We start from the raw sequence: 13,360 nt of genomic DNA on the forward strand, positions 1-13,360 counted from the left end.
GACTCCCCGAAGGGAGCCGGCATGCCCCGTCCGCGCAGAAAGAGCTTCTTGGCGCTCGTCAGCCTGGTCAGCGCCGCACTCGCCGTGGCGGGGGTGACCGCGCCGGTGGTGGCCAGTGCCGCACCGGCCGCCCCGCAGGCCTCGGTCGGCAAGGTGGTCGGCTACTTCACCGAGTGGGGTGTCTACGACCGCAACTACCACGTGAAGAACATCGAGACCTCCGGCTCCGCCGCGAAGCTCACGCACATCAACTACGCGTTCGGCAACGTGACCAACGGCGGCTGCGCCATGGTTGACACCTACGCCGACTACCAGAAGACCTACGACGCGGCGGGCAGCGTGGACGGCGTCGCCGACACGTGGGACCAGCCGCTCGCGGGCAACTTCAACCAGCTCAAGAAGCTCAAGGCCAAGCACCCCGGTCTCAAGGTGCTGTGGTCCTTCGGCGGCTGGACCCTCTCCGGCGGCTTCGCCCAGGCCGCGAAGAACCCCACCGCGTTCGCGAACTCCTGCTACGACCTCGTGAACGACCCGCGCTGGGCCGGCCTGTTCGACGGTATCGATCTCGACTGGGAGTACCCCAACGCCTGCGGCCTCAGTTGCGACGCGAGCGGCGCGGCGGCGTTCAAGAACCTGATGGCGGCCGTACGCGCGAAGTTCGGCTCGGCCAAGCTCGTCACGGCCGCGATCACGGCCGACGGCACCAGCGGCGGCAAGATCGACGCCGCCGACTACGCGGGCGCCGCGCAGTACGTGAACTGGTACAACGTGATGACCTACGACTACTTCGGCGCGTTCGCCGCGCAGGGGCCGACGGCGCCGCACTCGCCCCTCACGTCCTACGCGGGCATCCCGACCGCCGGCTTCTACTCCGACGCGGCGATCCAGAAGCTCAAGAGCAAGGGCGTCCCGGCGTCGAAACTGTTGCTGGGCCTCGGTTTCTACGGCCGCGGCTGGACCGGCGTCACGCAGAGCACCCCCGGTGGCACGGCGACCGGCCCCGCCAAGGGCAAGTTCGAGGACGGCATCGAGGACTACAAGGTCCTCAAGACCAGCTGCCCGTCGACCGGCACGATCGCCGGCACCGCGTACGCCAAGTGCGGCTCGAACTGGTGGAGCTACGACACCCCGTCGACCCTCGGCGGCAAGATCGCCTACGCCAAGCAGCAGGGTCTCGGCGGTGCGATGGTGTGGGAGCTGTCCGGCGACACACCCGACGGCGAGCTGATGTCGGCCGTCGCGAAGTGACCGCCTCCCGTGCGGCCGGCACCCGCGCCGGCCGCACGGGGAGCATCCGCCGCGGAAACTGTCGGTGCCGCGGATTATCGTGCGAAGCGTGAAGTTCACGGGATTCGGTGAGTACGCCGTCGATTTCTACGACGGGCTGGAGGCGGACAACTCCAAGTCCTACTGGGACGAACACGTCGCGACCTACAAGTCCGACGTGCGCGAGCCCATGGAGGCGTTGCTCAAGGAGCTGGAGCCCGAGTTCGGCGAGGGCTTCGGCGAGGCCAAGGTCTTCCGCCCGTACCGCGACGTGCGCTTCGCGAAGGACAAGACCCCGTACAAGACCCACTGCGGCGGCGTGATCGAAGCCGGCCGCGGCGGCGGCGCCTACTACGTCGAGCTGGGCCCCGCGGGCCTGCGCGTGGGCGGCGGCTGCTTCCACCTCGCGTCCGACCAGCTCGCGCGCTTCCGCACGGCCGTCGACACCGAGCTGCACGGCCCGGTCCTCGAACAGATCCTGGCCAAGCTCAAGCGTTCCGGGTTCGACATCCTCGGCGACCGCCTCAAGTCCCGCCCCCGCGGCTTCGCCGAAGACCACCCGCGGCTCGACCTGTTGCGCTACCGCTCGGTGTACGCCGCCCGCGCCTGGGAACCCGCCGATTTCCTCCACGAACGCGAGGCCTTCGACCGCGTGCGCAAGTCGTGGCGGCAGCTGCGCGCGTTCAACGAATGGGCCCGCGACCACGTGGGGCCGAGCGAGCAACCCCGCCGCTAGCGGGGGAGCCGGTAGCGCCAGACCTGGCTTTCGCCGTCGTTCGTCGTCGCGAGGAGCAGCTCGGGGCCGTCGGCGACGAGGGCCAGCGACTTCGCGGGCGCGGGCAGCGGGAGCTGGGCGAAGTCCTCGCAGTGGCGGCCGACGCGCCACAGCCGGGGCTGTCCGTCGACCTTCACCGCCACGTCGAGGTGACCCGACGCGTCGATCGTCAGCCCGGCCACCTCGAGCAGCTGCGACGGAGGAATCACCGGACCGCCCGCGAAGGCCGTCCACGGCGGACCGGTCCAGCACGCCAGCCGCTGCTCGGCCGTCGTCCCGACCACCGTGCAGTCCGCGACCGCGCAGCTCACCCGCCACGCAGAAGCCGACGCAGAAGCCGAGGCCGACGCGGCGGGCAACGGCAGCGCGACCCGCGTCCACGCCGCCCCGTCGGCCGAGGTCCACGCCGCCGGGCGCACCGTCGGCCCCGAGCGCACGTCACCCACCGCGACGAAACCCGGGCCACCACCGGCGGCGGACAGCAGGCGGGTCTGCTCGACGCCGGTGCTGAGCAGCGCCGGGTCTTCGCTCAACGTCCACGACACCCCGTCACCCGAAGCCCACGCGGCCGCCCCGACGCCCCCGGCCCGGTGGTCCCACTGGCCGGTCAGCAGGTAGCCCGCCGGTGACACCGCCGTCCCCGACGTGGTCACCGCCCGCTCGCCCCCGAGCAGTTCCACCGGCTGCTCGTGCTCGGTCAGCCCGGCGGCGGTGCCGGTCCAGATGGTCGGGCGCGGGTTGGCGTGGGCTCCGCCGAAGGCCGACCCCAGCGCGAGCAGCCGTTCGCCCGACGCCGCGGGCTGCGTCAGCTCGGCCTGCCGCCCGTAGCCCGTCGCGGGGAACAGGGGCACCGCGGCGCCGTTCGACCACGCTCCGGGGGCCCGTCCGGCGGGTCCCGGCACCGAGCCGGTCATGACGATTCCCGATGAAGTTCGGACGAATCCCAGTACGCGTGTACCGGAAACGGGCAGGTCAAGGCGCCGCCACGGCGGCTGCGGCGCCGCGGAACACGCCCCGACCAGGGCGAACGCCGAGATCGCGGCGACGAGCCGGCGAACCACCGTCATAACCACGGAGGTTAGTCATCTGAATGGTTTCTGAACACTTCCTCCGAACTTTCGGTATCGGTACAGACGTCGGCGGGATGAAGGACTACTCTCATCGAACGTGAGCCGACGCGCGAAGATCGTTTGTACGCTGGGTCCCGCCACCTCCACCCCGGAGAAGATGCGGGCACTCGTCGACGCCGGAATGGACGTCGCGAGGATGAACTTCAGCCACGGAAGCCACAGCGACCACAAGCAGGTCTACGACCTGGTCCGGGCCGCTGCGGCCGAGAGTGGCCGGCCGGTGGGCATTCTGGCCGACCTCCAGGGCCCGAAGATCCGCCTGGGCACCTTCGCCAGCGGCTCGGCCGAGTGGCACACGGGCGACGTCGTCCGGATCACCGTCGAGGACGTGGTGGGCACCCACGACCGCGTCTCGACCACCTACAAGGGCCTCGCGAAGGACGCCAAGCCGGGCGACCGCCTCCTGGTGGACGACGGCAAGGTCGGCCTCGTGGTCAAGGGCGTCGAGGGCCAGGACGTGGTCTGCGAGGTCACCGAAGGCGGCCCCGTCAGCAACAACAAGGGCGTCTCGCTCCCGGGTATGGACGTCTCCGTGCCGGCGCTGAGCGAGAAGGACATCGAGGACCTCGAGTTCGCGCTGCACCTGGGCGTCGACTTCATCGCGCTGTCGTTCGTGCGCTCGCCGGCCGACATCGACCTGGTCCACCAGGTCATGGACCGCGTCGGCAAGGGTCGGCTGCCGGTCGTCGCGAAGATCGAGAAGCCCGAGGCCGTCTACAACCTCGAGGCGATCGTGCTGGCCTTCGACGCGGTGATGGTCGCCCGCGGCGACCTCGGCGTCGAGCTGCCGCTGGAGCAGGTGCCGCTGGTGCAGAAGCGCGCCATCCAGATCTGCCGCGAGAACGCGAAGCCGGTCATCGTCGCGACGCAGATGCTCGAGTCGATGATCAGCAACTCCCGGCCGACCCGCGCCGAGGCCTCCGACGTCGCCAACGCGGTGCTCGACGGCACCGACGCGGTGATGCTCTCCGGTGAGACCAGCGTCGGCCGCTACCCGATCGAGACGGTGCAGACGATGGGCCGCATCGTCGAGGCGGTCGAGACCGACTCGCCGGTCGTGCCGCCGCTCACGCACGTCCCGCGCACCAAGCGCGGCGTGATCTCCTACGCCGCCCGCGACATCGGCGAGCGGCTCAACGCCAAGGCGCTGGTCGCGTTCACCCAGTCCGGTGACACCGTGCGCCGCCTGGCCCGCCTGCACACGCGGCTGCCGCTGATGGCGTTCACGCCGGAGGAGAGCGTGCGCAGCCAGCTGTCGATGACCTGGGGCACGGTCACCACGATCGTCCCGGAGGTCGCCTCGACCGACCAGATGATCCACCAGGTCGACCAGGCGATGCTCGAGATGGGCAAGTACCAGCGCGGCGACCTCGTGGTGATCGTGGCCGGTTCGCCTCCCGGCACCATCGGCTCCACGAACCTCATCCACGTGCACCGCCTCGGTGAAGACGACCACGCATAAGGGACGTGTTCATGCCGACCGAATAGGGTTCGGACATGACTGAGATCGCCAGGACCGCCGCCGCCGGGCTCGACGAGGCCGCCGGCGGCGGGCAGGCGGTGCTCGACCGGCTCGTAGACCTCCTCGACCTGGAGAAGGTGGAGGAGGACTTCTACCGCGGGGTCTCGCCCGCGCACTCCCCGCCTCGCGTGTTCGGCGGCCAGGTCGCCGGGCAGGCCCTGGTCGCGGCCGGGCGCACCGTCCCCGAAGACCGCCGCGTGCACTCGCTGCACGCCTACTTCATCCGCGGCGGCGACCCGAGCGTGCCGATCCTCTACGAGGTGGACCGCATCCGCGACGGCCGCTCGTTCACCACCCGCCGCGTCACCGCCATCCAGCACGGCAAGGCGATCTTCGCGCTGTCCGCGTCGTTCCAGAAGGACGAGCAAGGCCTGGACCACGGCGAGCCGATGCCCGACGTGCCCGCCCCGGACACGCTGCCGACCTTCCGCCAGCGCACCGCCGGCTTCGACCTGCGCTTCACCGAGCGCCCCCGCCCGATCGACGTGCGCTACGTCGGCGACCCGCCGTGGATCACCCGCGCCACCGGCGAGCGCCCGCCCAGCAACCGCGTGTGGATGCGCGCCGACGGGACACTGCCCGCGGACCAGCTGCTGCACGTCTGCGTGCTCACCTACGCCTCGGACATGACGCTGCTCGACTCCATCCTCGCGCGCCACGGCGTGTACTGGGACGTCGACAAGGTCCTCGGCGCGAGCCTGGACCACGCGCTGTGGTTCCACCGGCCCTTCCGCGCCGACGAGTGGTTCCTCTACGACAGCACCTCGCCGAGCGCCTCGGGTGCCCGCGGCCTGGCCACCGGCCGCTTCTTCGCGCAGGACGGCACCCACATCGCCACCGTCGTCCAAGAGGGACTCCTGCGCGTCCTGTGAGGACGGTCGCACCGAGGTCTACCGAGAGTGTGCCACTGGGTGGGGCACGCCGAATTAATCACACTTACGGGTGGCGTAATTATGCGAAATGCGTAGCCGGGTAATCGACGGAGTACGCGCCGGTTCGGCTGCCGCAGAACTGACGTCGCGCCGCCAACACAAGGTGAAGGTGCCCGGGACCGGTCGGGGGGCGGCCCCGGACACCTTCCGCCGGAAACGCCCGCGCACTCGGTGTCTGTTTCCGGCTGGTCGTCGTCTACGCTGCTCAGGAACCCGAATGATCACCGGCGCCGGAGCGTCCGGCGCCCCGTGGGAGTTCCGGTTCACGTGTGGGTCAGAGTACAAGCGCAATCTGCAAATTGCAGGGTGGAGCCCCGCCGCGAAGGCGGGAATTCCGCGGTGTTAATACCCCACTGACCAGTCGGACGGCTGGTTAGATATGCGGTGCGGGCAGCGTCGGCCGTCGTTGGTCTAAGGTGCGCGTTCCGCGGAAGACGATCCGGAGGTGCTGTCGTGGCGCGAGGCCAGGGACCCACCGTTCGCCGCCGGAGGCTCGCGAGCGAGCTGAGGCGGCTCCGGGAAGCCGCCGACCTCACGATCGACGAGGTGGGCGAGAAGCTCGAGTGCTCCGCCTCGAAGGTGAGCCGCATCGAGACCGGGCACGTCGGCGTCACCCCGCGCGACGCCCGGGACATGCTGGCCCTCTACGGGATCACCGGCGACGAGCAGGAGGCGCTCGTCCAGCTGGCCCGCGAGGCGCGCAAGCGCGGCTGGTGGCACGCGTACAACGAGGTGTTCACCGGCACGTTCGTGGGGCTCGAGGCCGACGCGACCTCGCTGCGCGCGTTCCAGGCGCTGCTCGTGCCGGGGCTGCTGCAGACCGAGCGCTACGCCCACGCCGTGATCAGGGCGCTGCGGCCCGACGCCGAGGACGCCGAGATCCGGCGTCGCGTGGCCGCGCGCATGGCCCGCCAGGAGCTGCTGAGCGACACCCCGCCGGTGGAGTACTGGGCGGTGGTCGACGAGGCGGTGCTGCACCGCGTGGTCGACAGCCCCGAGGTGATGGCCGAGCAGCTCTTCCGCATGGCCTCGGTCGCCGAGAAACCGAACGTGACCATCCAGGTGGTCCCCTTCGGCGCCGGGGCGCACCCCGGCATGGAAGGCCCTTTCCTCATCATGGGGTTTCCCGAGCAGGCCGACCCCGACGTCGTCTACGTCGACGACAGCACGTCCAGCGGCCTCTACCTCGAGCAACCCGAAGACGTCCGGCGCTACGCGCTGATGTTCGACCACCTGCGCGCTGCCGCACTGAAACCGGACGACTCGGTCGACTTGATCACCGAGGCGGCCGGCCGGTTCGCCGAACGGGCGACCACGCCGGTCGCAGTGCACCACCTGGAACAAAGGACACAGTGAGGAAGTGGGGAACATGATGCCGGACGCGGACCTTTCCCGGGTCACCTGGCGCAAGAGCAGCCACAGCGGCGGCGGAAACGACTGCGTCGAGATCGCGTTCGTCGGCGGCGACGCCGCGGTGCGCGACTCGAAGGACCCCGAAGGGGGTGCTTTCCGCCTCCCCGCCTCGGGTTGGCGGGGGCTGCTGGCGGCGGTGCGCGCCGGCGGCCCGGCGCGGAACTGACGTTCCACCCGACGACCCCTTACCCCGCTGACCTGCCCCCTGCCGGTCGGCGTCACGGGTAAGGGGTCGTTCGGCGTCCAGGACGAGGTGATCGTCCGATGCCCGGGGCCCCTCCTCAGGACGACTGTGAGTGTCACCGAACAAGGCATTCGCAGAGGATGGGGAAGAAGCGATGACGTACCAGCTCCCGGACGCGATGAGCGCCGAGGTGGCCTACCGCGAGGAGCAGCTGCGCAAGGCCGGCCGCGCCGCCCGGCTGACCAAGCAGAGCCGGCTCGTGCGGTGGTTGCGGGCCAACCGGGTGACCAGCGTGTCGGTGCCGGCGCAGGAACGCCGCACGCCCGCGCAAGTGGGCTCCCGCGCCGATCACCTGGCGCGGTGACCGGTTCGTTCGCCGGGGGCGTAGCGCTCCCGGCGAAAAGCATGGCGGAACTGTCGGTCGGGTAGGACAGAATGCTCCTCGTGCCCCGCTTAGGCTCCGGAATCCCGCTGGTCGCCCGCACTCACGAGATGCGGCGGCTTCGTGGCGCCTTCGCTCGTGCGGAGCGGTGCGAGGCCGGCGCGGTGCTGATCGCGGGCGACGCGGGCGTCGGCAAGACCCGGTTGCTCACCGCGCTCGGCGAGCACGTCGCGTCGGCCGGCGCCCTGGTGCTCACCGGCCGGTGCATCGACGTGCGCGACGGCGGTCTGCCGTACCTGCCGTTCGCCGAGGCGCTGGCGCCGCTGGGTTCGTCGGCGGATCCGGCGATCGCGGCCGCGGTGCGGGCGCGACCGGCGCTCGCGCGGCTGCTGCCGCAGAGCGGCGAGCCCCAGCCGATGGGGCCGGGTGAGCACGGGCAGGTGTCGGCCGGCGAGCGCGAGGTCATGCGCCGGCCGCAGCAGGAACAAGACCTGGGTCAGCTCCAGCTGTTCGACGCGGTACTGGGGGTGCTGACCGAGGTCGCCGAGTCGCGGCCGGTGGTGGTCCTGCTCGAGGACCTCCACTGGGCCGACTCGTCCACGCGCAACCTGCTGTCCTTCCTGGCCAGCAGGTTGCGCGCGCAGCGGCTGCTGGTCGTGGGCAGCTACCGCGAGGAGGACGTGCACCGGCGCCACCCGCTGCGGGGGCTGCTGTCGGAGCTGGTCCGCCTGGCCACGGTCGAGCAGCTCGCGCTGGCGCCGTTCGGGCCGGCCGACGCGCGGGCGTTCGTGGAGGCACTGGCCGACGAGCCGTTGCCGGCCGACGTGGTGGCCGACCTCGTCGCGCGGTCGGAGGGCAACCCGTTTTTCCTCGAAGAGCTGCTGGCCACCGACGCCGACTGCCGCGATCTGCCGGCTGGGCTCGCCGAAGTGCTGCTCGCCCGCGTCGAGCGCTTCCCGGCTGAGACCCGGCGCGTGCTGCGGGTGATCTCCGTGGCCAACGAACCGGTGTCGCACGCCGCGCTCGCCGAGGTGGCGGCTGTCGGCGAGCTGGAACTCGACGAAGCGCTGCGCGAGGCCGTGCAGCACCACGTGATCGTGATCGAAAACGGTTTGTACGTGTTCCGCCACGCGTTGCTGCACGAAGCCGTGTACGCAGACCTGCTGCCGGGGGAGCGCAACCGCACGCACGCGGCGTATGCGGCGTGGATCCGCTCGATCCCGCAGGGGCGGGGGCACGACGCCAAGCTGGCGTTCCACAGTCTCGAAAGCCGGGACTTCGTCACCGCGCTGCCGGCGTTGCTTCGCGCGATGGCCGAAGCGGAGAAACTGGGTGCGCCGGGGACGGCGCTGCGGCACGCCGAGCAGGCACTGTCCATTTGGGACGCCGTGCCCGGCGAGGACCGGCCCGAGGACGTCGACGAGCTGCGGCTGCTGCACGAGGCTTCGTACTTCGCGGGCACGTCGGGAGAGCCGGAGCGGGCGGCGGCCTACGCGCGGTCGGCCACGGAGCTGCTGACGCCCGACGTGTCGCCGCTGCGCGCGGCCAAGGTGTGGCGCCGGCTGGCCGAGGCGCTGCTGGCGCTGGAGGGCACGCTCGACGAGGCGACGCTGGCCGTCGACCGGGCGTGGGAACTGGTGAAGGACACCGAACCGAGCGCCACGAGGGCGTTCGTGCTCGCCACGCGCGCCGGGTTCCTGCGGTTCCTCGACCAGCCGGGCGAGGCGCTGGACAACGCGCTCACGTCGCTGTCCGACGCGCGGGCCGTCGGCGCGGTCGGGGCCGAGGCGTCGGCGCTCATCACCCTCGGCACGCTGGCCGACGGAGCGGGCGACGCCGCGCTGGCTCGAGAACGGCTGCGCCAGGCCGTGCGCAAGGCTCGCGACTCCGAAGCCCTCAACACCGAGCTGCGCGGCCTGTACTTCCTCGCCCTGAGCTACGACGACCAGGCCGAGATGGCCGAGGCGCTCACGCACGTGGCCAACGGTGTGGCGCGCGCGGAGGAGTCGGGGCTCACGTGGAGCTCGTTCGGGCTCGAGCTGCGGGCCCGGCAGCTCTACCTGCGCTACCTCAGTGGCGACTGGCCGGCCGAAGACGCCGCCGGCCGCGCGGGGCGCGGGGTGTCGAGCGCGGTCGCGGCGCGGATCCTGGCCAACTGGGTGCTGTTCCTCGTGGCGCGCGGCCGCTTCGACGACGCCGCGCGGCTGTTGCCCGGGCTGCGCGAGCAGTGGGCGGCCGACATCCAGATCGCGCTGTCGGCCGGCGACGCCGCCATCGAGCTGGCGACCTGGCGCGGCGACCACGAGGAAGCGGTGCGCGTCACCGAGGAGCTCATCACGTGGCTGGAGAAGATCGAGCCGTGGCTGCTGGGCGGCATCCGGATCGTGGCGCTGGGGCTGGCGTCCGTCGCCGCCCGCGCCGCCGACGCCCGCCTGCGAGGTGACCAGGGCACTGCCGAAGACCTGGCGGCCGTCGGCCGGCGCCTGGCCGAACACGGCCGCCGCACCGCCGTCGAGGGCAGCCCGCGCTCCGGCACGCTGGGGCCCGAAGGCCACGCCTGGCTCGCCCGCCTCGAAGCCACCGCGTCGGGCCTCGACGGCCCCGCCGACCCCGAGCTGTGGTCCGCCGCCGCCGAGGCTTTCGGCTACGGCGCGGTCTACGAACAGGCCGTGTGCCGCTACTACGAAGCCCAGGCCCGGCTCGCGCGCGGCCTGCCCGCGGCGGACGCCCTCACCTCCGCCCACGCGGTCGCGTCGCGCCTCGGTGCGCTGCCCCTGCGCGACGCCGTGCGCGACCTGGCCCATCGCGCCCGCACCGACCTGCCCGGCCTCGCCCCGGCACCCGCCGCACCGGCCGGCCCCCACCCCCTCACCGACCGCGAACGCGATGTCCTCGAACGCGTCGCGCTCGGCCGCACGAACCGTCAAGTGGGGGAGGAGTTGTACATCAGCGAGAAAACGGTGTCGGTGCACCTTTCGCGCGTCATGGCCAAACTGGGCGCGAGCCGGCGGGCCGAAGCCGTGGCCATCGCGTACGACCGCGGCCTGCTGACCACGCCCGTCGCGGAGGACTGAACCGGGCGCGTGCCGATGCGCCGCCGCGGTGGTTGACTGGTGATCAAAGAGCATGCTGACCACCCGGGAGGACCGCCGGATGCGCGTCGACGTCCACGCTCACCTGTGGAGCCAGGCCTACCTGGATCTGGTGACCCGCCTGGGCAACACGAAGGCCGCCGGTCAGGGGGCGCTGGGCGCGGGGGCGACCGCCGAAGAGCTCGACGCGCGGTTCGCGCAGATGACCACCGCGGGCGTCGACCTGCAGGTGCTCTCGACCACGCCGGCGCCGCCGCACTTCGAGGACGAGAAGGCCGCCGTCGAGGCCGCGAGGTTCGTGAACGACGAGTACGCCGAGCTCGTTCGCGAGCACCCCGGCCGGTTCAGGGCGTTCGCCTCGTTGCCGTTGCCCCACACCGACGCGGCGCTGGCGGAGCTGGCCCGCTCGATCGAAGACCTGGGTTTCCTGGGCGCCGCCGTGACCACGTCGGTGCTGGGCCGCACCCTCGGCGACCCGAAGTTCCTGCCCGTGTACGAGGAACTCGACCGTCGCGGGAGCGTGTTGTTCGTGCACCCGGCCGGGGTGGGGGCCGAATCGGCGTTGATCGGGGCGGAGCTCACGTGGCAGATCGGCGCGCCGATCGAGGACACGGTCGCCGTGATGAACCTGATCGTGGCCGGGATTCCCAGCCGCTTCCCGCGGATGAAGATCATCCTGCCCCACCTCGGCGGTGCACTGCCGATGCTGCTCCCGCGCATCGACCGGCAAAACCCTTGGGAGGCACCGGAAACTCCCGAGCTGCCGAGCCTCGCCGCGCGCCGCATCTTCTACGACACGGTGGGGCACAACCACATTCCGGCGTTGCGCCTGGCGGCCGAGGTCCTCGGAGCCGACCGCCTGGTGCTGGGCAGCGACTTCCCGTACCAGAAGGGCGACGCCTTCACCGAGTCCGTGACCTACGTGCAGCGCTCGGGACTGCCCGGCGACGCCGTCACGGACATCCTCGACCGCACCGCCGTCGAGCTGCTGGGGCTGGAGGACTGATCAGCGCCCGGGCAGGCGCCGCAGCAGCTTCATGCTCGACGTCATGGCCCGGGCCCACACCCCGCCCGGCACGCGCCGCGGCGGCCGCAACGCGAGCCCGCGCTGCACCGCGATCGACTGCGCTTCGGTGTACTTCAGCAGGCCCTCGGCTCCGTTGCGGCGCCCCGCGCCGGAGTCCTTCATCCCGCCCATCGGCACGCCGACGCTGCCGAACGTCGCGGCATACCCCTCGTTGACGTTCACCGTCCCGGCCTTCAATCGGGCCGCGACCTCCCACCCGGCACGGCCGTTGCGCGACCAGACGCTGGCGTTGAGGCCGAACGCGGTGTCGTTGGCGCGTTCGATGGCGTCGGTGACGTCGGTGTAGCCGTGGATCGACACCACGGGCCCGAACGTCTCCTGCGCGAACGGCACCATGTCCGGCGTGACGTCGGTGAGCACGGTGGGTTCGTAGAACAGCGGGCCGAGGTCCGGGCGCGCCCGCCCGCCGGTGAGCACGCGTGCGCCCTTGGCCCGCGCGTCCTCCACGTGGGCCGACACGGTCTCGAGCTGGCTCGGTGACGTCAGCGACCCCATTTGCGGGCCGAAGCTCAGCTCACCACCCAGCTTCAGCGCGGCCGTGCGCGCCACGAACGCGCGGGTGAACTCCTCACGCACGCTTTCGTGCACGTAGATCCGCTCGACCGACACGCACAGCTGCCCGGCGGAGGAGAAGCACGCGGTGACGGCGCCGGTCGCGGCCTTGGTCAGGTCGGCGTCCGGCAGCACGATCATCGGGTTCTTGCCGCCCAGTTCGAGCGAGTAGCTCGTGAGCCGCGCGGCGATCTGCGTCGCGAGGGTCTTGCCGGTGGGCGTGGAGCCGGTGAAACAGAGGTAGTCGCACTCTTCGAGCAGCGCCGGGCCGACGTCCGAGCCGCTGCCGAGCACCACCTGCCACAGCCCGTCCGGCAAACCGGCCTCGGCAGCGAGTTCGTGCAGCCACAACGCGGAGAGCGCGGTCTGGTTGTCGGGCTTCTGCACCACGGCGTTGCCCGCGGCCAGCGCCGGGAACACGTCCATCGCGGTGAGCGCCACCGGGTAGTTCCAGGGCGTGATGACGCCGATGACTCCCTTGGGGTGGCGCAGCTCGCCCGCCTTGGTCAGCACGGGGATCACGCCGGCCGCGCGCTTCGGCGCCAGGATCTTCGCGCTGTGCTTGCCGTAGTGGGCCGCCACGAGCGCGGCCGCGCTCACCTCGTCGAACGCGTCGAGCCGCGCCTTGCCGGCCTCGACCTGCACGAGATCCAGGGCTTCGGCCTGGCGGGCGAGAACTAGGTCGTGCAGGCGCACGAGGAACCGCTGCCGCTCGGAGACCGGCCGGGCCGCCCACTCGCGCTGGGCCGTGCGCGCGGCCGCGAACGCCCAGCGCACGTCGGCGTCGGTCGCCTGGGGGATCGTGGTGACCGGCAGCCCGGTGAACGGCGCCGCCATCCGGATCGGCGCCGAGTCCGCACCGCCGGTCACGCGGGCTACGAGCTGCGCCGCGCGCGCGGCCGAGGGAGCGCCGTCAACACCCCCAACGGTCGCGGGCAGGGCCGTCTCGCCGCTGAGGTTCGCCGGTGTCGTGCTGGTCATGCCGTCTCCGTTCAGACCGGTGTTACCGACGAGTACAGCATACC

At 71.7% G+C, this 13,360-nt stretch carries 11 protein-coding genes; 9 read left to right on the forward strand and 2 right to left on the reverse strand.

Features of this window, described 5'->3' with window-relative positions; all coding sequences use genetic code 11:
* Positions 1–21 precede the first annotated feature (21 nt).
* On the forward strand, positions 22–1,248 hold the full coding sequence (locus tag ACWEOE_RS30215) for a glycoside hydrolase family 18 protein (protein WP_452015076.1): 1,227 nt from the start codon (positions 22–24) through the stop codon (positions 1,246–1,248).
* A gap of 88 nt (positions 1,249–1,336) precedes the next feature.
* On the forward strand, positions 1,337–2,002 hold the full coding sequence (locus ACWEOE_RS30220) for a DUF2461 domain-containing protein (protein WP_452015078.1): 666 nt from the start codon (positions 1,337–1,339) through the stop codon (positions 2,000–2,002).
* Here the strand turns inward: ACWEOE_RS30220 and ACWEOE_RS30225 are convergent.
* Positions 1,999–3,108 carry a hypothetical protein gene (locus ACWEOE_RS30225; protein WP_452015080.1) on the reverse strand — a complete coding sequence of 370 codons (1,110 nt, stop codon included), beginning with the start codon at positions 3,106–3,108 and terminating at the stop codon, positions 1,999–2,001. The two genes, ACWEOE_RS30220 and ACWEOE_RS30225, sit on opposite strands and share 4 nt — an antisense overlap.
* Before the next feature lie 100 nt (positions 3,109–3,208).
* On the opposite strand from ACWEOE_RS30225, the gene pyk reads away from it, so the two are divergent.
* From pyk to ACWEOE_RS30260, 7 genes are all read left to right on the forward strand, one after another.
* Positions 3,209–4,633, forward strand: a complete 1,425-nt coding sequence (gene pyk / locus ACWEOE_RS30230; RefSeq protein WP_452015082.1) for a pyruvate kinase — start codon at positions 3,209–3,211, stop codon at positions 4,631–4,633.
* A gap of 35 nt (positions 4,634–4,668) precedes the next feature.
* Positions 4,669–5,565 (forward strand): acyl-CoA thioesterase, encoded by an 897-nt coding sequence (locus ACWEOE_RS30235; protein ID WP_452015084.1) that lies wholly within the window; start codon positions 4,669–4,671, stop codon positions 5,563–5,565.
* 513 nt (positions 5,566–6,078) lie between these two features.
* Complete coding sequence (locus ACWEOE_RS30240) at positions 6,079–6,981, forward strand: helix-turn-helix domain-containing protein (RefSeq protein ID WP_452015086.1); 903 nt, start codon at positions 6,079–6,081, stop codon at positions 6,979–6,981.
* Positions 6,982–6,994: 13 nt separating this feature from the next.
* On the forward strand, positions 6,995–7,204 hold the full coding sequence (locus ACWEOE_RS30245) for a DUF397 domain-containing protein (protein WP_452015235.1): 210 nt from the start codon (positions 6,995–6,997) through the stop codon (positions 7,202–7,204).
* A gap of 172 nt (positions 7,205–7,376) precedes the next feature.
* The gene (locus ACWEOE_RS30250) at positions 7,377–7,586 is read left to right on the forward strand and encodes a hypothetical protein (RefSeq protein ID WP_452015088.1); all 210 of its coding nucleotides are present in this window, start codon (positions 7,377–7,379) and stop codon (positions 7,584–7,586) included.
* A gap of 71 nt (positions 7,587–7,657) precedes the next feature.
* Positions 7,658–10,678 carry a helix-turn-helix transcriptional regulator gene (locus ACWEOE_RS30255; protein WP_452015090.1) on the forward strand — a complete coding sequence of 1,007 codons (3,021 nt, stop codon included), beginning with the start codon at positions 7,658–7,660 and terminating at the stop codon, positions 10,676–10,678.
* A 52-nt stretch (positions 10,679–10,730) separates the two neighbouring features.
* Positions 10,731–11,702, forward strand: a complete 972-nt coding sequence (locus ACWEOE_RS30260; RefSeq protein WP_452015092.1) for an amidohydrolase family protein — start codon at positions 10,731–10,733, stop codon at positions 11,700–11,702.
* On the opposite strand, the gene ACWEOE_RS30265 is transcribed toward ACWEOE_RS30260, so the two are convergent.
* Positions 11,703–13,316 carry a succinic semialdehyde dehydrogenase gene (locus tag ACWEOE_RS30265; protein ID WP_452015094.1) on the reverse strand — a complete coding sequence of 538 codons (1,614 nt, stop codon included), beginning with the start codon at positions 13,314–13,316 and terminating at the stop codon, positions 11,703–11,705.
* Positions 13,317–13,360: the final 44 nt, after the last annotated feature.

This window comes from Amycolatopsis sp. NPDC004368 (assembly GCF_053602515.1).

Excerpts from the sequence above, each read along its gene's own strand:
- ACWEOE_RS30245 (WP_452015235.1), top strand. The coding sequence starts at position 6,995 with ATGATGCCGGACGCGGACCTTTCCCGGGTCACCTGGCGCAAGAGCAGC.
- ACWEOE_RS30235 (WP_452015084.1), top strand. The coding sequence starts at position 4,669 with ATGACTGAGATCGCCAGGACCGCCGCCGCCGGGCTCGACGAGGCCGCC.
- ACWEOE_RS30250 (WP_452015088.1), top strand. The coding sequence starts at position 7,377 with ATGACGTACCAGCTCCCGGACGCGATGAGCGCCGAGGTGGCCTACCGC.
- ACWEOE_RS30255 (WP_452015090.1), top strand. The coding sequence starts at position 7,658 with ATGCTCCTCGTGCCCCGCTTAGGCTCCGGAATCCCGCTGGTCGCCCGC.
- ACWEOE_RS30225 (WP_452015080.1), bottom strand. The coding sequence starts at position 3,108 with ATGACGGTGGTTCGCCGGCTCGTCGCCGCGATCTCGGCGTTCGCCCTG.
- ACWEOE_RS30260 (WP_452015092.1), top strand. The coding sequence starts at position 10,731 with ATGCTGACCACCCGGGAGGACCGCCGGATGCGCGTCGACGTCCACGCT.
- ACWEOE_RS30265 (WP_452015094.1), bottom strand. The coding sequence starts at position 13,316 with ATGACCAGCACGACACCGGCGAACCTCAGCGGCGAGACGGCCCTGCCC.
- ACWEOE_RS30215 (WP_452015076.1), top strand. The coding sequence starts at position 22 with ATGCCCCGTCCGCGCAGAAAGAGCTTCTTGGCGCTCGTCAGCCTGGTC.